We start from the raw sequence: 21,503 nt of genomic DNA, 5'->3' as shown, positions 1-21,503 counted from the left end.
TTCTATGCGTTTACAAACTGCAGGATTGGAATGGTTGAAATTTTACTAATACTTAAAATCCAATAATCGCATCTTTATTTAAAGCGGATGGCTTTTACAGGAGAAATCTTTGTTACCAGCATTGATGGAATAATAAGCACCAGCAGGCAAATTACCAGTGTCCCGATATTTAAAAATATCATATCTGTCCACTGTATCTGTATGGGGACAAATTTCATATAATAGGATTCCTCATCCAGTTTGAAAAAATGCGTATAATATTGAAACAGGCTTACACTTAATCCGAATATATTACCCAGTGCAAGCCCAAGACCGATAAGGTAGGAGGCATTGTACAAAAATATTTTCTGGATGGTCCAGTTGCCTGCGCCCATGGCTTTAAATATACCGATCATCGAGGTACGCTCCAGGATGATGATAAGCAAGGCTGATATCATATTAATGGTAGCCACAATCAGCATTAGGATCAGCATAACCTGTGCGTTTACATCCAACAGCTTTAACCATTCAAAAATGGCCGGATAGGACTCACTGATCATATATGATTTTAGTTTCAAAGGCATTTTATCGCTTAAAAAGTCATTTGCCTCCTCCAGCCTGTTAAAGTCAGATACCCTTAATTCATATCCGCCGATTTCATCCGGGTTCCAGTTATTCAGCTTTATGATCAATGCCAGATCACCCAAAACAAAAGTTTTGTCGATATCCTCAACCCCTACATCAAAAATACCGGTAATATAAAACGGGCGTTTTTTCAAAGGCTCTTGCACAAAATACATCAAAAATTTGTCACCTACTTTCAACTTCAGCCGGCTTGCTGTATAGCTCGAGATCATGATCTGCTTTTGTGCTTCAACTGTGTCTGTAAAATCAATTACCTTACCTGCTACCAGCGTTTTTCTGAAAAATGTCCAATCATAATTTTTACTAACGCCTTTCATCACCACACCTTCAATCTCCGTGCGGGTTTTGATAATGCCGGGTTTGGTAGCTATCGGCATAATGCGGGTAAACAATGGATTGGACTGGACTTTTTTTACAAAGGAGTTGTCTGTGTTGAAAGGCGAATTTTGATCAGAATAATTATTGTCAAACTTTTGCACCAGGATATCCCCGGCAAAACCGCGTAGTTTTTCCCTGATCTCCTGTTTAAAACCCCTAATAACGGCCACCGATAAGATCATCACGCCCAGGCCCAGCATAATACCGACAACAGCTATGCGCACAATCAGCTTTGAAAAAGTGCGGTTCGACTGAAACGATATTCTAGCGGATATAAACGAGGCGAAACTCAATGCAGGTTGATTTTTTGTACTTTCGCAAATATGCAGATTTCGGGTGAATTGATCTGACATTATCCGTGTTTGTGTGTTTATATTTTGCATCAAGACATATTACCTGTAAAAACAAAATCTCCAATGAAAAAATTATGCCTGATTATTTTGTTGCTGAAGCTCAGCCTGCCAACAATTGCCTACGCACAGGGTCCTTTGCTTACCGGCGCCGACAGGACTGAATTATATGTAGACTACCTTAAAAACAAAAATATCGGAATGGTGATCAACCAAACATCGGTAATCGGAAAAAACCAGGTATCCAGTGTCGACAGCCTGCTAAAGGCAGGCATCCGCATAACAAAAATATTTGGCCCGGAGCATGGTTTCAGAGGCAATGCCAGCAACGGCGCTGCTGTAAATGATAGTGTCGATCCCAAAACAGGCGTACCGGCCATTTCATTATATGGAAAGCATTATAAACCCACGCCGGCCGATCTGCAGGGCATAGATTTGATGATATTCGATATACAGGACGTGGGGGCGCGTTTTTATACTTATTTATCCACCCTGCACTATGTAATGGAGGCCTGTGCTGAGAACCACGTGGAGTTAATGATATTAGACCGGCCAAATCCGAATGGTTTTTATGTTGACGGACCGATGCTCGATACCGCCTATCGTTCGTTTGTAGGCCTTGACCCCTTACCCGTTGTTCATGGTTTAACCCTTGGCGAATATGCACAAATGATAAACGGCGAAGGCTGGCTCAAAGACCACATAAAATGTAAACTGAAAATCGTAAAAATGGCCGGATATGATCATGCTTTACCCTATACATTGCCTATTAACCCCTCACCTAACCTGAATACGGCCAAATCTATATTGCTTTATCCCAGCGTATGTTTATTTGAAGGCACTACCCTTAGTTTGGGCCGAGGGACTTTGTTTCCTTTCCTGGCGTTGGGGCACCCGCTGTTAAAAGGTCAATTCAGTTTCGCATTTACACCGCTAAGCATACCCGGAATGAGTGAAGATCCACCGCAAAAAAACAAAACCTGTTACGGTATAGACCTGAGAAGTTACGATGTTAAGCAGTTCAGAAATAGCAAGAAAATCGATATATTGTGGCTGATAAAATTATACCAAGCATTCCCGGACAAGGCACATTTTTTTAATGCTTATTTTACCAAGCTCGCAGGTACTGACCAGCTTAGAAAACAAATTGAAGCAGGAAAAAGCGAACAAGACATCAGGGAAAGCTGGGAACCGGCACTGACCAAATACAAGGTGATGCGCAGAAAATATTTATTGTACCATTAAAGCCCTGTCACGGATATGAGAATTGTTTTTATGGGTACGCCCGAATTTGCTGTAGCCTCATTGGATGAACTGATCCAATCGGGCTGTGAAGTTGCAGGCGTAGTTACAGCGCCGGATAAACCTGCCGGACGCGGGCAGAAAGTGAGCGAAAGCGCAGTCAAGCAATATGCGGCAGCACACGGCTTAAAGGTGCTTCAACCTGAAAAGCTGAAGAACGAAGAATTCCTTAAAGAACTGAAAGCACTCAATGCCGATCTGCAGGTAGTGGTTGCCTTCCGGATGCTGCCGGAAGTGGTGTGGAACATGCCTGCGCGAGGGACTATCAACCTGCATGCTTCACTATTGCCACAATACCGTGGTGCGGCCCCGATTAATTGGGTGTTGATCAACGGTGAAAAGGAAAGCGGTGTTACCACTTTCTTCTTAAAGCATGAGATAGATACGGGGGATATATTGTTTACCGAAAAAATTACGCTCACAGGCCATGAAACTGCCGGCGAATTGCATGACCGTTTGATGTATAAGGGTGCTGGCCTGCTGGTTAAAACGGTAAAGGCGGTTGAAAGCGGACGGTATGCCGAAAATCCACAACATCATTTAGCAGAAGGAGTTGAATTAAAACATGCACCTAAAATTTTTAAAGAAGATTGTAAAATTGACTGGAACCAGCCGGCTGAAAAGATCTATAATCTGATAAGGGGGCTCAGTCCTTATCCGACCGCCTATACGGCATTGAATGAAAAGATATTAAAAGTATTCGGGGCTGAATATGAGTTGGCAGAAACAGGCGAACAACCAGGTGAGTTCCTGTCAGACAACAGAACCTTTTTAAAAGTTGCTGCCCCGGATGGCTTTGTCATCCTGACTGATGTTCAGTTGGAGGGTAAAAAACGTATGCGTGTCGCGGAGTTTTTAAGGGGGGTGAGATTGTAGCGCTTAATAAACAAAAATACCACCATCAATTTTCCGTCATAAATCAATAAATATCTGTTGCCAAACTAATTAACTGTTACTTTTGCGTGATGATGATGAACGGACATGCGGGCAGGATAGCCCAACTAAAAGCTGAAATTGAACCTTTACGCCGCCAACTGATACAGCACGAGCTTTATAAAAACATCCGGACGATTGACGATCTTAATACTTTTATGGGGCACCATGTGTTTGCGGTTTGGGATTTTATGTCGCTGCTTAAGGCACTACAGCAAAAACTGACAAGCACCGGCATTCCATGGATGCCCGTTGGCAATGCCGGTACCCGTTACCTCATCAACGAAATTGTCCTGGGGGAAGAAAGTGATGTAGATGCGCAGGGCCGCCGCACCAGTCATTTTGAATTATACCTGGAGGCTATGCAACAGGCAGGATGTCCAATCACGGGAATCAACAGTTTGTTTACTGAATTATCAGGTGGGAAAAATATTGACGAGGCGCTTATTATCGCTAATATCCCGGCTGCGGCCCGGCAGTTTGTACAACATACATTTGATGTGGTCGACACCGGCAAACCTTATTTGCAAGCTGCGGTGTTCACTTTCGGCCGCGAAGACCTAATACCTGGCATGTTCATCAGCATGGTTAAAGAAATCAACAAACAATTGCCTGGTAAAGTAGATACGCTTTTATATTATCTAGAACGCCATATTGAGGTTGACGGAGAACACCATTCACAGTTGGCTTACCAGATGACGGCCGAACTATGCGGCGACGACCAGGGCAAATGGATGGAAGCCACTCAAGCTGTAAAAGAAGCATTGCAGGAACGTATGGCCCTCTGGGATGGCATATTAAAAGAAATACAGGTAACAGAATCTGTCACTCCTACATCTTATTCAATTCGTCCATGAGGCCTTTGCTAAGGCGGTTAAAATAGCGTTTGACGCCATAACCCATTACCCACTGTATGCCGGTGGTGGCATTAGATAAAAACACCTCGTCCGCTTCGTATAATATATCGGGGTTTATCTGCGCTTCGGTAAAAGGTATATTAGTCTGTTTGGCCAGTTTGATGATGATCTGTCGCATTACACCTTCCACGCAGCCCTCGCTCAATGCGGGGGTATATAAATGGCTCTTATACCAAACAAAAATATTCGAGCTGCTTGCTTCGCATAAATATCCATTTTGATTTAGCAAAAAGGTATCGTCCAGCCGGTTCTGGGTTTTAAATATCCCTGCCAATACATAGATCAATGAGTTGCAGGTTTTAATATTCGACAAAAAGTTGGTTGGTTTGGCCAGATCAGTAAAAATATCCATGATCAGGCCCTTGTCATTCAAAAAATAACGTGGTTCATCCATCGGCTGCAATTCAATGCAGTAACCCATCTTGTTTTGCGTTGGCGTGTAAAACCCTTCCGAATCCCGGTAAACTGTCAGGCGTAAACGGCCATGCTTAATTTTATTGCGGCTGGCAAGCTGTTCAACCTTCTCCTTTAAAAACCAGGTGTCCATTTGCGAGTACCCATCGATCTTTAGGGCCTTCATCGCCCGCTGCAGCCGGTCGGCATGCAGATCGGCAAACTTAAGTTGTCCTTTCATCAACCGCATGCTTTCAAATAAGCCGTCACCATACCTGAAGGCACGGTTAGCAGTGGTAAGCAGTTTGCTGTCAGCGTGTAAAAGTTCGCCATTGAAATTGATAAAAAGAGGCATCATAAATCAACAACAAATTACGTGTTTTGCTCTGTAATAGCGCCGGAATATTTGCGCCATTTTTGCAAAACTGATTCAAAGTCCTCCGGCAGAGGCGCTTCAAAGTGAATATATTTTTTTAATGAAGGATGAGTAAACCCCAAAGTTTGGGCATGCAAAGCCTGCCGGGGCATCAATTCAAAACAATTTTCAACAAACTGCTTGTATTTACTAAAAACAGTTCCCTTTAAAATGCGGTCGCCTCCATATGCAGCATCGCTAAATAATGGGTGCCCGATATGTTTCATGTGCGCCCTTATCTGGTGTGTACGCCCGGTCTCCAACTGGCATTCGATCAGCGTTACATAATTCAGTCGTTCCAATACCTTGTAATGTGTCACAGACCATTTTCCTTTTTCGGGATCATCATAAATAGACATCACCCTTCTGTCATTCACACTGCGCCCTATATATCCGGTTACGGTTCCGTCCTTTTCTATATCACCCCAAACCAGGGCGAGATACTTCCTGGTAATGGTATGCTCAAAAAACTGGCGTGCAAGATAGGTCATCGAGCGCTCATTCTTACTAATAAGCAACAGTCCTGAAGTATCCTTATCAATGCGGTGAACTAAGCCCGGCCGGCCATCATTACCCGGCAGCGTGGGCAGTTGCTGAAAATGGTAAACCAGCGCATTTACCAGGGTGCCTGTATAATTATTATAGCCAGGGTGTACCACCATACCGGCCTCCTTATTGACGATCAGCACATCATTATCCTCATAAGCAATATTTACAGGCAGATTTTCAGGGTATACCTCCGTATCTCGCGGCGGATGGGGCAGTACAACCGAAATGACATCGAGCGGCTTAACCTTGTAGCTGGCCTTTACCGTTTTATCATTAACCAGCACATTTCCCTGCTCAATGGCATTTTGGATACGGTTACGCGATGCATTTTCAATGCGGTACATTAAAAATTTATCTATGCGCAAAAAAGATTGCCCCTTGTCAACTATTATCCGCAGATGTTCGTATAAGTCCTGTTCTTCTTGCTCTAACAGTTCGATCCCGATTGCCATTGGGGCAAAAGTACTCGTTTTTTTAGACTATTAATTATTGATAATACTTGTTTAAACTTAAATCACAAAAAGAATCACCCCCCCCAATTAGTTAAACTATGAAAAGAACCACTACCCTACTAATTATGGTTATCCTAATGGTTGTAACCTTTAAAGCCAATGCCCAAAACAGCGGGTTTGACCAATTAATTAAATCAAGCCCGGCAGATGCCACAAAGCTTATTCAGAACTTTGCCGAACCGTTATTTAAAGGCTTTGGAATAGGCTTAAACAGCGGTTGGAACAACACGGCCAAAACCAAGAAATTTCTGCATTTTGACCTGCGTATTTCGGCTAATGTTGCTCAGGTGCCTGCCAGTGCCCAAAGTTTTGATGTAACTCGAATCGGTTTGTCCAACCATTTACAGGTCGACCCGGCATCTGCAACGAATATTGCACCAACCTTTGGAGGCAATACTAATGGAGCAACCCCTTTGATGGATATCAAAGATAACAACGGGAATAAAATAGGATCTTTTAATATGCCCGGCGGTGTAATAAGCTATATTCCGGCACCGGACATCCAGCTCACCATTGGCGTATTTAAAAATACCGATTTAACGATACGCACCACGCCAACCGTTAATATAGGTAGTAACGGAGGCTCAATCGGAATGATTGGCTTCGGTATCAAACATGATATCATACAGGATTTTGCAGGAAAAGCAGGAAAAAAACTGATACCATTTGATCTGGCTTTGGCTGTTAACTACAACCGCATTAACTATAGTAAAACACTTAATGTGCAGCCGGATAATGGCACCCAGCCGGTGCCTGGCAATCAGTCGTCAGATTTTTCAAATCAACAAATCAAGGGTCATTTCAGCGGGATAAATGTTCAGGCAATTATTTCTAAAAAATTACTTTTCTTTACTCCGTTCTTGTCTGTCGGTTACCAAAGTGCTTCTACAGATTTTAGCGTGTTGGGCAATTATCCCGTTAGTTCATCTTCTGGCTATTATGCGACAATCACCGATCCGGTTCATATCAACGAATCCAGTGTAAATGGTTTACGCGCTGATATCGGGTTCCAGTTAAATTTAGCCATTTTCCGTATTTATGCTTCCTATAGCCCGGGCCAATATCAATCTGCTAACGCCGGTATCGGATTTGGTTTCTAAATTTGCTTAATGAATATCGATTTCGAGATCTTTAGCCCTGTTCATCAAATCCAAGATAAACTATTTGATGAACAGGGTTTAAAAGTCTTCATTAAGCGCGACGACCTGATCCACCCTGTCATATCGGGCAATAAGTGGCGCAAGTTAAAGTACCTGTTAAAACAGGCCCAAACCGAAAACAAAACACACCTGATAACATTCGGTGGCGCCTATTCCAATCATTTACTGGCGGTGGCAGCCGCAGCCGCACGGTTTGGTTTCAAGTCGACAGGCTTTGTACGCGGTGAACAGGTGAGTAATGACACCTTGTTTTTATGCCGGCTGCATGGCATGAATTTAATATTTACTGATCGTGAAAGTTATCGCGATAAATCCTCATTATTCGATAAACACTTCGCAGATGACCGTAAAGCTTTTTTTATCGACGAGGGTGGAGCATCTGTATTAGCAGCCAAAGGATGCAGCGAGTTGGTTGATGAATTAACTGATCCCTATAATCATATTTTTTGCGCTTGTGGTACCGGGACCACAGCGGCGGGTATTATCAATGGATTATCAGCAAACCATCTCCCGACCCGGTTTCACGGGATACCGGTGTTAAAAAATGGCGGTTTTTTAAGACAGGACGTCAATGCCTTTTTAACTGAACCGGCGGATTATCAACTGCACACTGAATATCATTTTGGCGGCTATGGAAAAGTGGATGAGCAGCTTATTGAATTTGTCAGGCAATTTGTGGCTTCAACAGGAATATTGATAGAACCGGTTTATACCGGCAAGATGCTCTACGCCCTGTATGATCTGGCTGGTAAAAAATATTTTGAATCCGGAAGCCGGATACTGGCTATCCACACCGGTGGAATATGGGGCTTGCTGGGGATGAAAGACAAGTTTATTTAATTGATTTGCTCCCTTTTCCAGTCGACAAACGTCTTTCCGGAAGAAAATTTGCGATCAAGTTCTTCAAAACTATTTTGAGCTTTGGTACAAAAAGTAACTTTAAACAATTTAAAGTTACTTTTTGTCCAATCGGTTCAAAAACTGCCTAAATTGTTGTTTTTGAGCACTTTTTCGTAAATTTGAGGAAACCGATTTACATATGTATAATCTATTAGTTTCCCCCGAAGATGTCCAGGCTTCATTAAAGAAGCACATCCTTGCCGATGGTTTCGACCTTACTTTTGATATGGAAAAAAGCAAGGGCGTTTATATTTATGATGCGAAATATAAACGCACCTATCTCGACTTTTTTACCTGCTTCGCTTCGGTTCCTTTAGGTTATAATCATCCCAAAATGATTAATGACGAAGCGTTCAAAAAGAATCTGATGCTGGCAGCATTAACCAACCCTTCCAACTCTGACATATATACCGCTCAGTACGCCCAGTTTGTTGAAACATTTGACAGGGTTGGCATTCCTGAATATCTGCCCCATGCCTTTTTTATTGCCGGAGGCTCTCTTGCTATTGAAAATGCGCTTAAAGTATCTATGGACTGGAAAGTACAGAAAAACTTTGCAAAAGGATATACCAAAGAAAAAGGATTTAAAATACTGCATTTTGAACATGCTTTTCACGGCCGGAGCGGTTATACGTTAAGCTTAACTAATACCCTGCCTGCTAAAACCAAGTGGTTCGCCAAGTTCGACTGGCCAAGGGTATCGCTCCCTCAGATCAATTTCCCTTATTCTGACAGCAATCATGAAGATTTGTTAAACAGGGAGGCTTTATCTATTGAACAAATCAAAAAAGCATTTGAAATCAACAAAGATGACATTTGTGCCATCATTATTGAACCGATACAATCCGAAGGCGGCGATAATCACGTCAGACAGGAATTTTTGGAACAATTAAGGCAGTTGGCTGACGAGAATGAAGCTATGCTTATCTATGACGAAGTGCAAACCGGCGTTGGGCTTTCGGGTAAATTCTGGTGCCATGAGCACTTTGGCCCGAACGCGCGTCCTGATATACTGGCTTTTGGAAAAAAGATGCAGGTATGCGGTATTTTAGCAGGCAAAAAGGTGGATGAAGTAGAAGATAATGTATTTAAAGTATCCTCGCGGATCAATTCGACATGGGGGGGCAGCCTGGTTGATATGGTGCGTTCATCCAAAATAATGGAAATTATTGATGAAGATAATCTGTGCGGGAATGCAGCCGTTGTAGGCGAATACCTGCAAAGTGAATTATCAAAAATTGCCGAACGGCAGTCTATTATAAGTAACGTCAGGGGCAAAGGTTTGCTTACCGCATTTGATTTTCCTGATAAAAACAGGCGCGATAATTTTATTAAGGAAGGAATGAACAGCAATGTCATGTTCCTTGGATGCGGAAATCAAACCATACGTTTCAGACCTGCGCTCATCATGGATAAAGACCATATTGATGAAGGCCTTGCTGTGCTCGAAAAAATATTAGGCATATTATAATACTTTTGTAATATTTTTGCTACAAAGCGTCTGTTTCTCAAAACAATAGGCGCTTTTTTCGTCTTATTGATACTATATTAGCCGATTTACGTTTATTAACTGTCCATATATTAATATATACTATTTTTTAACCAGAATAGGCAATATTTCTAATTATTATGGCGGTTAATTTTACATTTCATATATCCCCTAATCGGGTAGTTTATAACGATCATGAGCAAGCACATTGAAAAACTAAAAAAGCAGCTGTTAGAGATAGCCGAAGTTGTTAATTCATTCCGCTCTGAAGCTGTACAGGTAAAAATTATTGATCGTCTTTTAGATGCAATAATGGAATCAGAGAAAGGGGATACAGAGGGAACGGATGCGTTCAGTAAAAGAGGACGCAAACAAAAATCCGGGGAGGATGATGAAAACTTTTCGCCGGCTGGCCGCAAGAAGCCAGGAGCTACTAAAGTTCTGAATCAATTATTATCAACTGATTTCTTTAATGCAAGGCATTCCATCTCTGAAATAGCCGAGTATTGTAAAGAACATTACGATTCTGATTTTAAAACATCTGAATTATCAGGGATACTTTTAAAGCTTGCAAAGGAAAATAAGCTAAGAAGAGAAAGAAGTAACGATAATAACCGCTTTGAATATGTAAAGGCATAATTGCAGAGCGGTAAGGCATTACCGCTCTAGCGTCTTTTATTTAAGGTCGAACAGGTTATCCACCCCTAATATCTTTCTTGAAGTAAAGCCTTCAGCATACTTCACACGGATACTTTTGCCGAACTCCCTTGCCCTTGCTTCAATTATTTCGATAAAGTCGGGCGATGATATATAGGTTTCAGGCTCGTTTTGCCAGCTGGGATTAAAAAACTGGGAGCCAAAGGCACGGATGCTTTCTACCTTTTTATCCCAATAGTTGGTTACATCAACAAGAATATCGGGTTTAATATAATTATCCTGTATAAAGTGTAACACCAAATTAGGCCGCCATGCTTCCTGCACCTGGTTATTATAACGAGTTTCTATTTTCCGGAGCCCGGCCAAAAATGCCGAAGCCTCAACCAGGTCGCTCGCCCGGCCATGGTCCGGATGACGGTCATGGTAACCATTTGTAATAACGATTTCGGGCTTGAATCTGCGTATAGCCTCTATTACCTTTAACTGGTATTGTTTTGTATTTTCAAAAAAACCATCCGGCAGCGAAAGGTTATCTCTTACAGTGAGCCCCAGTAGCCCGGCTGATTCAGCAGCCTCCCGGCCACGAATTTCTGCGGACCCGCGTGTGCCCAGTTCACCCCTGGTCAGGTCAACAATACCCACCTTTTTACCTAAGGATATTTCTTTCAAAATAGTACCCGAACAGCCCAGTTCAGCATCGTCGGGATGAACCGGTAAAACCAATATATCTAATTTAAGCATATACAAACACACTATTTTTTTGGGGATAGCAAACGGGCGATCTTTTTCCGGATCTTTGAGGAAGTTGGCTTGGTGAACGGATAAAAGAAATCAGTAACCAAACCATTTTTACCGATTAAAAACTTATGGAAGTTCCACCTGGGGACAGATTTCAATATTCCGTTTTGTTTCTTATCGGCGAAAAACTGGTATAAGGCATGCGCGTAAGGCCCCCTTACCCTTATTTTTTCAAAAACCGGGTAATTGGTGCCATTATTCTCACAAAATTCTGCTATTTCCTTGCCTTCCAAAGGTTCCTGTCCGCCAAAATCATTTGATGGGAAAGCCAGTATTTCGAAATCTTTATCCTTAAATTCGTTCTTTAAGGTTGCCAATTCTTTAAGCTGTGGAGTAAAACTACATTGCGAGGCGGTATTTACTATCAAAAGGACCTTATCTTTATATTCAGATAAGCTTATTACTTCACCGTCTAATTGTTGTACATTAAACTGGTAGATGCTGTGATTGTCCATTATCAATTTTTGTAGGAATAGTATCCCGCCTGTTGAAGAATAGCCTCAATATCCCGTTCCTCATTAGGGTCATACGTTTCCTTTAAATTATGGCCAAAAAACCGGGCTACCGATTGAAACATAAAAGCTTTCAATCCGCCCTTTAATTCTTTCACCATTTCAAAGCTGGTAGTACCTGTTTGTCTGTCAATGAGTTTGATTAAAACCTCGCCCTGACTAATTGTCAGGTTTTCGATTTCCCGTTTAAACAGATCCTTTATTTGGGTTTCGCAGGTATCCACCATCAGTTTTTGTCTCTTTTTATCGGCTGTTGTAGCCAGGTTGCGCTGTAACTTTTCATACCTTTCGGCTGCAAACTTAGCATAGGGTAATACTTTATAAACATTGTACCTTAAACGGTTATAGGCATCGCGATCTGCTCTGCTTTTGAATATCCTTACATCCACTATCCTGATCTCGGAGGTGACGATCATTGGGACCAATTCACCGTCAATATTTGTAAGATACGTTTTGATGGTATCATTTTTGCCCATAACCAATGGACTGGCCTGTCGTTCCTGGGCTTTTACCACCCCAAGGCTACAGGAAAACAACAAGAGAAAACCAATAAATTTCATAATTTTACGTACTACAAAATTAACGTAATTTTTTTTGGATTTGAATAATAACCTGCAATTAACTTTTTTATTGCAAGTTAGTGATTTTATACGTGGATGTGAACATGAAAGATTTAGTGATCGATATAGAAGCTGAAAAGAATGAGATACTGAAAAGATATCGTGCTTTGCTGCGCGCCAGTAAATCCACCTTGCAAAAAGGTGATAAACGGATGATACGTAAAGCGTTTGACATGGCCCTTGAAAGCCATAAAGACATGCGCCGCAAATCTGGCGAACCTTATATCTACCATCCTATTGCTGTAGCACAAATTGCCGCCGAAGAGATCGGCCTGGGAACGACCTCAATTGTCTGCGCTTTATTGCACGATGTGGTGGAGGACACGGCTGTAACACTGGATGATATTGAAAGGGAATTTGGCAAGAAGGTTGCCAAAATTATTGACGGATTAACCAAAATTTCGGGTGTATTTGATACCAATAGCTCATTACAGGCCGAAAATTTCCGAAAAATGCTGCTTACCCTTGCCGATGATGTGAGGGTAATATTGATAAAACTTGCCGACCGCCTGCATAATATGCGAACGATGGAGTATATGCCGCGCGATAAGCAGCTTAAACTTTCATCCGAAACGGTTTATTTGTACGCCCCGCTGGCGCATCGCCTGGGCTTGTACGCTATAAAATCAGAACTGGAAGACCTGTCCATGAAGTACATGGAACGCGAAACCTACCAGTTCATCAAAAATAAGCTGAACGAGAAAAAAGCTGAACGGGAAAAATTTATCAGGGATTTTAGTGAACCGGTAAAAAAAGTACTGGAAGGACAGGGATTGCATTCCGATGTATTCGGCCGGCCAAAATCTATCCATTCGATCTGGAACAAGATGAAGAAAAAGGCCATCCCGTTTGAGGAGGTATACGACCTGTTTGCGATCAGGATCATTCTGGACAGCACGCCTGAAAATGAAAAAGCAGATTGCTGGAAGGCATATTCAATAGTTACCGACCTGTATCGCCCTAATCCGGATCGTCTGCGCGACTGGATATCCTCACCAAAGGCAAATGGATACGAATCATTGCATACGACAGTAATGGGGCCCCGCGGGCAGTGGGTTGAAGTGCAGATACGCACCAAAAGGATGAACGAGATCGCTGAAAAAGGCTTTGCTGCACACTGGAAATATAAAGAATCGTCAACCGACAGCGGGCTTGATCAATGGGTACAAAAAGTGCGTGACATGTTAAAGAACCCGGAATCAAACGCACTCGATTTCCTTGATGATTTTAAAATGAACTTGTTTTCGGACGAGATATTCATTTTCACACCAAAAGGCGCCCTTATTCAGTTACCGCTAAATGCGACAGCACTTGACTTTGCTTTTGAGATACATACCGATGTGGGTGCCAGTTGTATTGGCGCCAAAGTGAACCATAAGCTGGTGCCGCTAAGCTACAAACTGCAAAACGGCGACCAGGTAGAAATCATCACTTCCAGCAAGCAAACACCAAAGGAAGACTGGCTCAATATTGTGGTGACGGCCAAAGCTAAAGCCAAAATAAAATCGGCCCTGAAGGAAGAAAAACGGAAAATAGCTGATGATGGCAAGGAGATACTGGAACGTAAGATGAAATCCCTGAAGATCACTTACAATTCCGAAAACATACACAAGATCAGTTATTATTTTAAGCTGGCTTCCACGCAGGACCTCTTTTTTAATGTAGCACAGGGCACGATCGATATGAAGGACCTGAAGGAATACCTGGCTTCAGAGAAAGTAATTGAAAATAAACCGCAGGATAAAATAGAGACTGAACAGGTACAAAGCCTGTTGCGCAATATCAAAACCAAAGACAGCGACATGCTGCTGATCGGTGAGGACATGCAGAAAATTGACTATAAACTGGCCAATTGCTGCAACCCTATTCCCGGCGATGATGTTTTTGGTTTTATTACCGTTAGCGATGGTATAAAAATACACCGTACGAATTGTCCCAATGCAGCCAAACTGATGGCAAATTATGGCTACCGCATTGTCAAAGCAAGATGGACCAACCAGCAGGAACTGGCATTTTTAACCGGACTAAGAATCACAGGGATAGATGATGTAGGCCTGATCAATAAATTAACCACAGTTATTTCGAATGATTTTAAGGTGAATATGCGCTCGATCACAGTGGATAGCGACAATGGCATTTTTGAGGGTTCTATAATGGTATACGTAAACGATACGGAACATCTGGATAACCTGATCAAAAGATTAAAGATGGTGAAAGGGGTAACCTCCGTGAACCGTTTCGATTCGGCCATTGAGAAAGCGTCCTGAACAACCAGGGCAGTCAGGATGCAGGAATCAAGATACATGAGTGCCTTTTTGATTTCCTGTATGGCTTATCTTAGCTCCGGATTCTTGCATCCTGAGGCTTGATTGTTATCTGTTGATTCTATTTTATTATTAATAACTTTGACCCTTTAACAAAATATGATGCCACAGGAAACCATAGCCATGGTTAAAAAAATCTTCGAGGCTTATCTCGAAAATAAAAATCTCAGGAAAACCCCTGAACGTTTTGCTATACTGGAAGAAATTTATTCACGCAGTGACCATTTTGATGTGGAGTCACTGTACATCCATATGAAAAATAAAAAATACCGGGTAAGTCGTGCAACGGTATATAATACACTGGAACTATTGGTATCGTGCGACCTGGTGACTAAACACCAGTTTGGCAAGAACATGGCCCAGTTTGAAAAATCATATGGCTACAAACAGCACGACCATATTATCTGCATTGATTGCGGCAAAGTAGTTGAATTTTGTGATCCGCGCATACAGCAGATACAAAGTATGATGGGTGGCTTATTAAAATTCGAGATCAAACATCACTCCTTAAACCTCTATGGGAATTGTGAAAAACTTAAGGCAGGATTCTGTGAGAGAAAAGTATAAGGAAAATGGATAAACCGGTTGTAAGCACGCAGGCATTCGGGGACCTGGATATGAAAAGACCTGCTGGAAATTTATTCTTTTGAGAATCTTTTTCAATTTTTATCATGATAGATATACTTATGATGATACCTTTGCGGTGATAAGATCAGTAATTTATTTTACAGAGGCTGAAAATATGATTGCTCCCGAGTCCTTGGATGGTATGACTTGGGAAAAAGTAAAAAAAATCATCACAAAGGCATTTGACGATTATTATAGAAATATTAGAAATTAATGGCTGTTGACGTATTATTAGGCCTCCAATGGGGCGATGAAGGTAAAGGTAAAATTGTTGATGTTTTAAGCGCAGGTTATGACCTGATTGCCCGTTTCCAGGGAGGCCCGAATGCCGGCCACACATTGGAGTTTGATGGTAAAAAGTTTGTTTTAAACACTATCCCCTCAGGTATATTTTTTGATAACACACTAAATCTTATTGGCAATGGTGTGGTTATTGACCCTATCACCTTAAAAAGAGAAATTGATAAATTAAAAGATGCCGGGCATGATCTTTTAACTAAAAAGAATTTACTCATCGCCAAAAAGGCGCATCTTATATTACCTACTCACCAGTTATTAGACGCCGCTTCCGAAAAAGGAATGGGAGAAGGTAAGATCGGTTCAACCTTAAAAGGTATAGGGCCAACTTATATGGATAAAACCGGGCGCAACGGTTTGCGTATAGGCGATATTACCCTGCCTGATTTTAAAGAACGCTATAAAAAGCTGGTTGCCAAGCATGCCTCTATGCTACAGGCGCTATATGGCGAAGTTGCTGATTTCTCTGAACGCGAACAGGCATTTTTTGAAGCAATTGAATTAATAAAGAAATTCCCGTTGGTTGACTCTGAACATTTTGTTAACGATTACTTAAAAAGGGGCAAAAAGATATTAGCAGAGGGCGCGCAGGGCGCTATGTTGGATATTGATTTTGGTTCATATCCTTTTGTTACTTCATCAAACACTACTGCAGCAGGTGCTTGTACAGGCTTAGGCATCGCCCCTAATACTATTGGCGATGTGATAGGCATATTTAAAGCTTATTGCACCCGCGTTGGCGGCGGCCCCTTCCCTACTGAATTAGATAATGAAGTTGGTGAAGAGTTACGTAAAATAGGCCACGAATTTGGCGCTACCACCGGAAGGGCACGCCGTACCGGCTGGATAGACCTGCCGGCTTTAAAATATGCCATTATGCTTAACGGCGTTACCCAAATGGTAATGACCAAAGCTGATGTATTAAGCGGATTTGATAAAATTTACGCTTGTACCCATTACAATTATCTTGGCGAAAAAATAGATTATATGCCTTATGATATTTGCTCTGTTGATGCCATACCTGTTTTAAAAGAAATTGATGGCTGGAACGAGGACCTGACAGGCATTACCGAATTATCAGAAATACCTGCAAAATTGCAATCGTATATAGATTATTTGGAGAAAGAATTAGGCGTGCCTATCAAATATTTATCAGTAGGGCCCGATAGAAAGCAAACCTTAGTGTTGCATTAACAGGCAATGGCTAATAAATAACATAAAGGCTCCACTAATCCGGAGCCTTTTGCTTTAACTTTGTATTTGTGATTAAACAGGTAACCGATCTGCGTTTATTTAAACAAAAGGCCCTGCAATGGGCCGCTGCTTTTGATGCGGCTTGCTATCTCGATTCTAATAACTTTAATGACCCCTATTCAAAATTTGACACGTTAATTGCCGCCGGTGTTAAAGACTACATAGTTGCAAATATCGGGTCGGCTTTTAAACAGTTAGAAAACTTTCGCGCAAAGAACCCGGGCTGGTTAACAGGCTTTTTTAGTTATGATTTGAAGAACGAGGTGGAGAATTTATCATCTTCAAACCCGGATCATCTTACTTTTCCTGATCTGTGTTTTTTCGCTCCGCAGTATTTGATATTGATTAACGGCGAACAGGTGGAAATAACTGCCGATAATCCGCAGGCCATTTTTGAATCCATTGAACAACAAATACCCATCACTTCACCAGCGAATAACATTGACCTTCAATCGAGGTTTAGTAAAGAGGATTATATAGCCACTGTTAACAAAATTAAGGGCCACATCAGCCGGGGCGATATCTACGTAACCAACTTTTGCCAGGAGTTTTTTGCTGCCGGTGCACAAATAGATCCTCTAGCTACTTTTTTACAGCTTAACCTCGTCTCGCCGACACCGTTTGGTACTTTTTTTAAATGGCATGACAAGTATATTCTTTGCGCCTCGCCCGAGCGCTTTTTAGCTAAACGGGGCAGCAAACTTATATCGCAACCCATTAAGGGCACCGCCAAACGAGGTAATACAAAGCAGGAAGACGAGGCCATCAAACAACAACTGCGCAATCACGCCAAAGAGCTACAGGAAAATGTGATGATAGTTGACTTGGTGCGTAATGACCTTACCCATTCGGCCAAACCCGGTACGGTAAAAACCGAAGAGCTATTTGGCATCTATACCTTTAACCAGGTGCACCAAATGATATCAACGGTTGTATGTGAATTACAGGACGGAATTACCGCCGTAGAAGCCATACGCAATACCTTCCCTATGGGAAGCATGACCGGCGCGCCCAAGATCAATTCGATGCGGCTGATGGAACAGTATGAGCGCAGCAAGCGTGGGGTATACTCAGGTGCTATAGGTTACTTTAGCCCCGATAATGATTTTGATTTTAATGTAGTGATTAGGACGTTATTATATAATTCGGCAGAGAAATACCTGTCCTTCCATGTGGGCAGCGCCATAACCTACCATGCCGATGCCGAAAATGAGTATGAGGAATGCCTGCTTAAAGCCAAGGCTATTTTAGAGGTTTTAGGGCAGCTGCCTGCTTAGTTTTGTTACACCAAAATGTGTAACAAAATGTAACAAGTGTAACAAGATTTCGACTTAACCTATTGAAAATAAACAAAATACGAAAAAGTGATGTAACAAAATGTAACAACTTATTCGTCAGTATTTTTATGCGTAATTTTTAATTATATTTCTGATTATCAATAAATTACAAAAAAGAATATTTAGCAGTGGTGTAACAAAATGAAACAACATTTCTGTTTCTTTTTAGCTTAAATAGTATAAATCAATAAAATTGTCATTTCGATGGAGCCGGGGCGGTTGTGTGTTGGGGGTGAAAGAGAAATCTTATACGCTTTGTACGGCAATATCGTATGGTGTATAAGATTTCTCACTCGTACCTTGTATCGAAATGACATAGAGCTTATCCCAAACTCACGTTAGCTTGCTTTTTTCTTGAAGAAATTAACCTTTGATTCTTTCCCTTTTAAAAGGCGCTCAATATTTTTTTGATGGGTTACTAATATCAACAGGCACATACACATGCCGTATATAATAACCGATTTAATATAAGTGGGGAAAATAAAAGTTACACCAATGGGGTAAGTAAAGCCTGCTATGATAGAGCCTAACGATACATACCGGGTAATTAGTAATACCACAATAAATACCGATACACACAATAAAGCCGCGGGTAAATTAACAGCCAGTATCATACCAAATAAGGTTGCAATACCCTTACCCCCCCTAAACCCGGCAAATACCGGGAACAAGTGGCCCATTACGGCGGCTATGCCCAGGGCAAGCTGATAATTATAGAAAGGTACTGAATGATAAGGACCGGTAACACCAACTCCTATAACAAAGGCAAGGTTTGTGGCTGTCCATCCTTTTAAAATATCCAGCAGCATAACAGGTATGCCGGCCTTTTTGCCAAGCACCCTAAAGGTATTGGTGGCCCCGGCGTTACCGCTGCCGTACTCGCGTACGTCAATATTAAAAAATGCCTGCCCTATCCATACCGCGGTGGGGATAGAGCCAAACATGTAGGCCAATATGAGCGCAGCAATAGAATAAGGGGTGATCATATCAACGCAATATTAAAAATTGGTAATTGTACTAACAAGTTTAATTATATTTAAAAGCAAAACATTTATACTAACAGAATAATTAGCAGGATTATTTAATAGCTTTTAAGCTCAGGTCCATACAGGTAACAGAGTGTGTTATAGCACCTACGGATACATAATCAACCCCACAGTTGGCAAATTCGCGCACGTTATCAATATTTATGCCGCCTGATGCTTCGGTAATGTACCGGCCCTCGATAATATTTACCGCTTGTTTAAGATCGCTGTAATTAAAATTATCCAGCAATATACGGTCTACACCACCGGTTCGCAAAACCTCTTCCAGCTCTTCAAGGTTACGTACCTCAATTTCTATAATCAGTTTTTTGTTGTGCACGTTGATGTATTGATGCGCGTTCTCAATAGCCCTGGCAATCCCGCCCGAATAATCCACATGATTATCTTTAATCAGCATCATATCATACAAGCCAAAGCGATGGTTAGTACCTCCGCCAATGCGTACGGCCCATTTTTCTAAATAACGCATACCGGGTGTGGTTTTGCGGGTATCTAAAACCTGGGTATTGGTGCCTTTTAACAGGTCTACAATATGGTCGGTAGCGGTAGCAATGCCAGACATGCGCTGCATGCAATTCAGCACCAATCGCTCGGCGGTTAAAATACTTATGGCGCTGCCCTCAACTTCAAATACAATATCTTTTGGTTTAACTTCGGTGCCATCTGTAATAAATACGTTTAGCTTAAGGTCCTCATCAACGCAGTGAAAAATATATTTGGCCAGCTCAACGCCGGCAATTATACCAGGGTCTTTAACCAACAGTTTGGCTTTGCCAATGGTGCCAACTGGTATGGTGGCTAATGATGTATGGTCGCCATCGCCAACATCTTCTTTTAGGGCATTATCTATAAATGGGCGTACAAGTTCTTTGTCCAAATCAAGTATATTTTAGAAGATCAAAAGTAATAACATTTTTTGGATGTGATAGTTTGCGGATGTCTGAATAACAGATTAAGGGTGTTAGAAAGATTATTTATCATTCTGAACGTAGAATGACTGCTTTTATACTTATCGATTTAATAAGATCCTTCACTATGTTCAGGATGACAAAAAGGTGTTTTTAGAATCTTTCGAATACTCCTAATGTTAAAGGTAAATATCGATATAAACTGGTCAACGCACAATTTGTTGGTGATAACAGGAGACTATATACCCGTTAGACCATGATAAGATATTATCGGTTTTATTTTATTTTTATAACCATTTCTTTAATTCTTCACCGCTATTACATTTAAAACCTCTTTGGCAATTTTAATTGATCCCGCAGCATTTGGATGGATGCCATCAGTTTGCCATAGCGTTAGGTCTGTAGGATCAGGGAGAAGGGTGTCCGTCCTTATTAAATAATCAAATTGGGATAAATCTGCTATTATAAGTTTGTTTACCTTGACATTGGTAGTATCTCTTATAAGCATAGTTGAACGGGGCAAACAAAATGCAACTACTTTAAAGCCATCTCCCCGTGCCTGTTTCCATTCGGTTTTTAAGTCACTATATATTTGTGCCGGCGAATGACCGAAATAAGCATCATTTGTACCCGCCAATAAGAAAAAGAAATAGTTTTGATTTGGGTTAGGGGCATGGGGGTGTACTTGGGTTGCATACTCACCATCCATCATTTGAACGGTCTCTGCTGTGGTAGCCACATTTACCTGTGGCGTAAGAAATGCGGATTTACTAAGTTTAACTATTTGCGCAGGCCAATTAAATCTGTACCCCTGTACCGTATCTGTCATGCTATCACCCTCATATAGATATTGACCAATTGGTTTTTGGCCTAAATCAATAAGTGGGGGTTTTTTACATGAATATATTGCTGCTATAAACAATCCAAATAGTACTAATTTCTTCACGTGATTTAGGTCAATAAAAAAAGCCACTTGTTAGGCGGCTTAAATGTATAAATAAATACAGTTACTTTTTAGGCTTTGGTTTCGTCTTTTCTTTTTCTACCTTATCACCCTTTTTCATGTTAGTCCGGGTTTGCAATCCTCGGTTAACTTAATGCCTTAAGCGGATTACAAATCCGCAACTATTCAAGTCCGGGATTATAAATTCGGACTAACACAAATCTTTCGAATACTCCTACCGTTAAGGGTAAATATCGA

The 21,503-nt window shown here is 41.4% G+C and carries 20 protein-coding genes; 11 read left to right on the top strand and 9 right to left on the bottom strand.

Annotated features, from left to right (window positions below; all coding sequences use genetic code 11):
• Nucleotides 1-74: 74 nt before the first annotated feature.
• Nucleotides 75-1,355 (bottom strand): FtsX-like permease family protein, encoded by a 1,281-nt coding sequence (locus tag JWP71_RS11200; RefSeq protein WP_299499810.1) that lies wholly within the window; start codon nucleotides 1,353-1,355, stop codon nucleotides 75-77.
• 63 nt (nucleotides 1,356-1,418) lie between these two features.
• Between JWP71_RS11200 and JWP71_RS11195 the strand changes: the two genes are divergently transcribed.
• The 3 genes from JWP71_RS11195 (at nucleotide 1,419) to JWP71_RS11185 (ending at nucleotide 4,444) form a co-directional block, all read left to right on the top strand.
• Nucleotides 1,419-2,597 carry a DUF1343 domain-containing protein gene (locus tag JWP71_RS11195; RefSeq protein ID WP_299499808.1) on the top strand — a complete coding sequence of 393 codons (1,179 nt, stop codon included), beginning with the start codon at nucleotides 1,419-1,421 and terminating at the stop codon, nucleotides 2,595-2,597.
• Nucleotides 2,598-2,612: 15 nt separating this feature from the next.
• Entirely contained in the window at nucleotides 2,613-3,530 is a 918-nt protein-coding gene (gene fmt / locus JWP71_RS11190) for a methionyl-tRNA formyltransferase (RefSeq protein ID WP_299499806.1), read from the top strand.
• Nucleotides 3,531-3,619: 89 nt separating this feature from the next.
• Nucleotides 3,620-4,444, top strand: a complete 825-nt coding sequence (locus tag JWP71_RS11185) for a DUF3050 domain-containing protein (RefSeq protein ID WP_299499804.1) — start codon at nucleotides 3,620-3,622, stop codon at nucleotides 4,442-4,444.
• Here the strand turns inward: JWP71_RS11185 and JWP71_RS11180 are convergent.
• Complete coding sequence (locus JWP71_RS11180; protein ID WP_299499802.1) at nucleotides 4,419-5,255, bottom strand: aminotransferase class IV; 837 nt, start codon at nucleotides 5,253-5,255, stop codon at nucleotides 4,419-4,421. The two genes, JWP71_RS11185 and JWP71_RS11180, sit on opposite strands and share 26 nt — an antisense overlap.
• 14 nt (nucleotides 5,256-5,269) lie before the next feature.
• The gene (locus JWP71_RS11175) at nucleotides 5,270-6,313 is read right to left on the bottom strand and encodes an RluA family pseudouridine synthase (RefSeq protein ID WP_299499800.1); all 1,044 of its coding nucleotides are present in this window, start codon (nucleotides 6,311-6,313) and stop codon (nucleotides 5,270-5,272) included.
• A 98-nt stretch (nucleotides 6,314-6,411) separates the two neighbouring features.
• Here JWP71_RS11175 and JWP71_RS11170 point away from each other — a divergent pair, with 98 nt between their 5' ends.
• The 4 genes from JWP71_RS11170 to JWP71_RS11155 all read left to right on the top strand — a co-directional run bounded on the left by JWP71_RS11170 (nucleotide 6,412) and on the right by JWP71_RS11155 (nucleotide 10,561).
• Complete coding sequence (locus JWP71_RS11170; protein ID WP_299499797.1) at nucleotides 6,412-7,473, top strand: DUF6588 family protein; 1,062 nt, start codon at nucleotides 6,412-6,414, stop codon at nucleotides 7,471-7,473.
• A 9-nt stretch (nucleotides 7,474-7,482) separates the two neighbouring features.
• Complete coding sequence (locus JWP71_RS11165) at nucleotides 7,483-8,373, top strand: pyridoxal-phosphate dependent enzyme (RefSeq protein WP_299499795.1); 891 nt, start codon at nucleotides 7,483-7,485, stop codon at nucleotides 8,371-8,373.
• Between the two features lie 199 nt (nucleotides 8,374-8,572).
• Entirely contained in the window at nucleotides 8,573-9,904 is a 1,332-nt protein-coding gene (lat, locus tag JWP71_RS11160; protein ID WP_299499793.1) for an L-lysine 6-transaminase, read from the top strand.
• Nucleotides 9,905-10,117: 213 nt separating this feature from the next.
• Nucleotides 10,118-10,561: a hypothetical protein gene (locus JWP71_RS11155; RefSeq protein WP_299499791.1), complete on the top strand. Its 444-nt coding sequence runs from the start codon at nucleotides 10,118-10,120 to the stop codon at nucleotides 10,559-10,561.
• A gap of 36 nt (nucleotides 10,562-10,597) precedes the next feature.
• Here JWP71_RS11155 and bshB1 read toward each other — a convergent pair whose 3' ends face one another.
• From bshB1 to JWP71_RS11140, 3 genes are read right to left on the bottom strand one after another with little or no spacing between them, the layout of a single operon-like run.
• Nucleotides 10,598-11,320 (bottom strand): bacillithiol biosynthesis deacetylase BshB1, encoded by a 723-nt coding sequence (bshB1, locus tag JWP71_RS11150; RefSeq protein WP_299499789.1) that lies wholly within the window; start codon nucleotides 11,318-11,320, stop codon nucleotides 10,598-10,600.
• 11 nt (nucleotides 11,321-11,331) lie between these two features.
• Nucleotides 11,332-11,832: a glutathione peroxidase gene (locus JWP71_RS11145; protein WP_299499787.1), complete on the bottom strand. Its 501-nt coding sequence runs from the start codon at nucleotides 11,830-11,832 to the stop codon at nucleotides 11,332-11,334.
• Between the two features lie 2 nt (nucleotides 11,833-11,834).
• Entirely contained in the window at nucleotides 11,835-12,449 is a 615-nt protein-coding gene (locus JWP71_RS11140) for a DUF4294 domain-containing protein (protein WP_299499785.1), read from the bottom strand.
• 104 nt (nucleotides 12,450-12,553) lie between these two features.
• Between JWP71_RS11140 and JWP71_RS11135 the strand changes: the two genes are divergently transcribed.
• The 4 genes from JWP71_RS11135 to JWP71_RS11120 all read left to right on the top strand — a co-directional run bounded on the left by JWP71_RS11135 (nucleotide 12,554) and on the right by JWP71_RS11120 (nucleotide 18,288).
• Nucleotides 12,554-14,776 carry a bifunctional (p)ppGpp synthetase/guanosine-3',5'-bis(diphosphate) 3'-pyrophosphohydrolase gene (locus JWP71_RS11135; RefSeq protein WP_299499783.1) on the top strand — a complete coding sequence of 741 codons (2,223 nt, stop codon included), beginning with the start codon at nucleotides 12,554-12,556 and terminating at the stop codon, nucleotides 14,774-14,776.
• 156 nt (nucleotides 14,777-14,932) lie between these two features.
• Nucleotides 14,933-15,400 carry a transcriptional repressor gene (locus JWP71_RS11130; protein ID WP_299499781.1) on the top strand — a complete coding sequence of 156 codons (468 nt, stop codon included), beginning with the start codon at nucleotides 14,933-14,935 and terminating at the stop codon, nucleotides 15,398-15,400.
• A 273-nt stretch (nucleotides 15,401-15,673) separates the two neighbouring features.
• Nucleotides 15,674-16,951, top strand: coding sequence for an adenylosuccinate synthase (locus JWP71_RS11125; RefSeq protein ID WP_299499779.1), 1,278 nt, complete (start codon nucleotides 15,674-15,676; stop codon nucleotides 16,949-16,951).
• A 68-nt stretch (nucleotides 16,952-17,019) separates the two neighbouring features.
• On the top strand, nucleotides 17,020-18,288 hold the full coding sequence (locus tag JWP71_RS11120; RefSeq protein WP_299499777.1) for an anthranilate synthase component I family protein: 1,269 nt from the start codon (nucleotides 17,020-17,022) through the stop codon (nucleotides 18,286-18,288).
• A 398-nt stretch (nucleotides 18,289-18,686) separates the two neighbouring features.
• On the opposite strand, the gene plsY is transcribed toward JWP71_RS11120, so the two are convergent.
• From plsY to JWP71_RS11105, 3 genes are all read right to left on the bottom strand, one after another.
• Complete coding sequence (gene plsY, locus JWP71_RS11115) at nucleotides 18,687-19,334, bottom strand: glycerol-3-phosphate 1-O-acyltransferase PlsY (RefSeq protein ID WP_299499774.1); 648 nt, start codon at nucleotides 19,332-19,334, stop codon at nucleotides 18,687-18,689.
• 91 nt (nucleotides 19,335-19,425) lie between these two features.
• Nucleotides 19,426-20,271 carry a carboxylating nicotinate-nucleotide diphosphorylase gene (nadC, locus tag JWP71_RS11110; RefSeq protein WP_299499773.1) on the bottom strand — a complete coding sequence of 282 codons (846 nt, stop codon included), beginning with the start codon at nucleotides 20,269-20,271 and terminating at the stop codon, nucleotides 19,426-19,428.
• 332 nt (nucleotides 20,272-20,603) lie between these two features.
• Nucleotides 20,604-21,248 carry an SGNH/GDSL hydrolase family protein gene (locus JWP71_RS11105; RefSeq protein ID WP_299499771.1) on the bottom strand — a complete coding sequence of 215 codons (645 nt, stop codon included), beginning with the start codon at nucleotides 21,246-21,248 and terminating at the stop codon, nucleotides 20,604-20,606.
• Nucleotides 21,249-21,503 lie beyond the last annotated feature (255 nt).

Origin of the sequence: Mucilaginibacter sp. (assembly GCF_028287845.1) — a bacterium.
GTDB lineage: Bacteria > Bacteroidota > Bacteroidia > Sphingobacteriales > Sphingobacteriaceae > Mucilaginibacter.
This window is presented reverse-complemented; position numbering and strand designations above follow the sequence as displayed.

Bases quoted from the DNA above. Each gene is read 5' to 3' on its own strand.
- JWP71_RS11200 (WP_299499810.1), bottom strand. From the start codon at position 1,355: ATGTCAGATCAATTCACCCGAAATCTGCATATTTGCGAAAGTACAAAA.
- JWP71_RS11195 (WP_299499808.1), top strand. From the start codon at position 1,419: ATGAAAAAATTATGCCTGATTATTTTGTTGCTGAAGCTCAGCCTGCCA.
- fmt (WP_299499806.1), top strand. From the start codon at position 2,613: ATGAGAATTGTTTTTATGGGTACGCCCGAATTTGCTGTAGCCTCATTG.
- JWP71_RS11185 (WP_299499804.1), top strand. From the start codon at position 3,620: ATGATGATGAACGGACATGCGGGCAGGATAGCCCAACTAAAAGCTGAA.
- JWP71_RS11180 (WP_299499802.1), bottom strand. From the start codon at position 5,255: ATGATGCCTCTTTTTATCAATTTCAATGGCGAACTTTTACACGCTGAC.
- JWP71_RS11175 (WP_299499800.1), bottom strand. From the start codon at position 6,313: ATGGCAATCGGGATCGAACTGTTAGAGCAAGAAGAACAGGACTTATAC.
- JWP71_RS11170 (WP_299499797.1), top strand. From the start codon at position 6,412: ATGAAAAGAACCACTACCCTACTAATTATGGTTATCCTAATGGTTGTA.
- JWP71_RS11165 (WP_299499795.1), top strand. From the start codon at position 7,483: ATGAATATCGATTTCGAGATCTTTAGCCCTGTTCATCAAATCCAAGAT.
- lat (WP_299499793.1), top strand. From the start codon at position 8,573: ATGTATAATCTATTAGTTTCCCCCGAAGATGTCCAGGCTTCATTAAAG.
- JWP71_RS11155 (WP_299499791.1), top strand. From the start codon at position 10,118: ATGAGCAAGCACATTGAAAAACTAAAAAAGCAGCTGTTAGAGATAGCC.
- bshB1 (WP_299499789.1), bottom strand. From the start codon at position 11,320: ATGCTTAAATTAGATATATTGGTTTTACCGGTTCATCCCGACGATGCT.
- JWP71_RS11145 (WP_299499787.1), bottom strand. From the start codon at position 11,832: ATGGACAATCACAGCATCTACCAGTTTAATGTACAACAATTAGACGGT.
- JWP71_RS11140 (WP_299499785.1), bottom strand. From the start codon at position 12,449: ATGAAATTTATTGGTTTTCTCTTGTTGTTTTCCTGTAGCCTTGGGGTG.
- JWP71_RS11135 (WP_299499783.1), top strand. From the start codon at position 12,554: ATGAAAGATTTAGTGATCGATATAGAAGCTGAAAAGAATGAGATACTG.
- JWP71_RS11130 (WP_299499781.1), top strand. From the start codon at position 14,933: ATGATGCCACAGGAAACCATAGCCATGGTTAAAAAAATCTTCGAGGCT.
- JWP71_RS11125 (WP_299499779.1), top strand. From the start codon at position 15,674: ATGGCTGTTGACGTATTATTAGGCCTCCAATGGGGCGATGAAGGTAAA.
- plsY (WP_299499774.1), bottom strand. From the start codon at position 19,334: ATGATCACCCCTTATTCTATTGCTGCGCTCATATTGGCCTACATGTTT.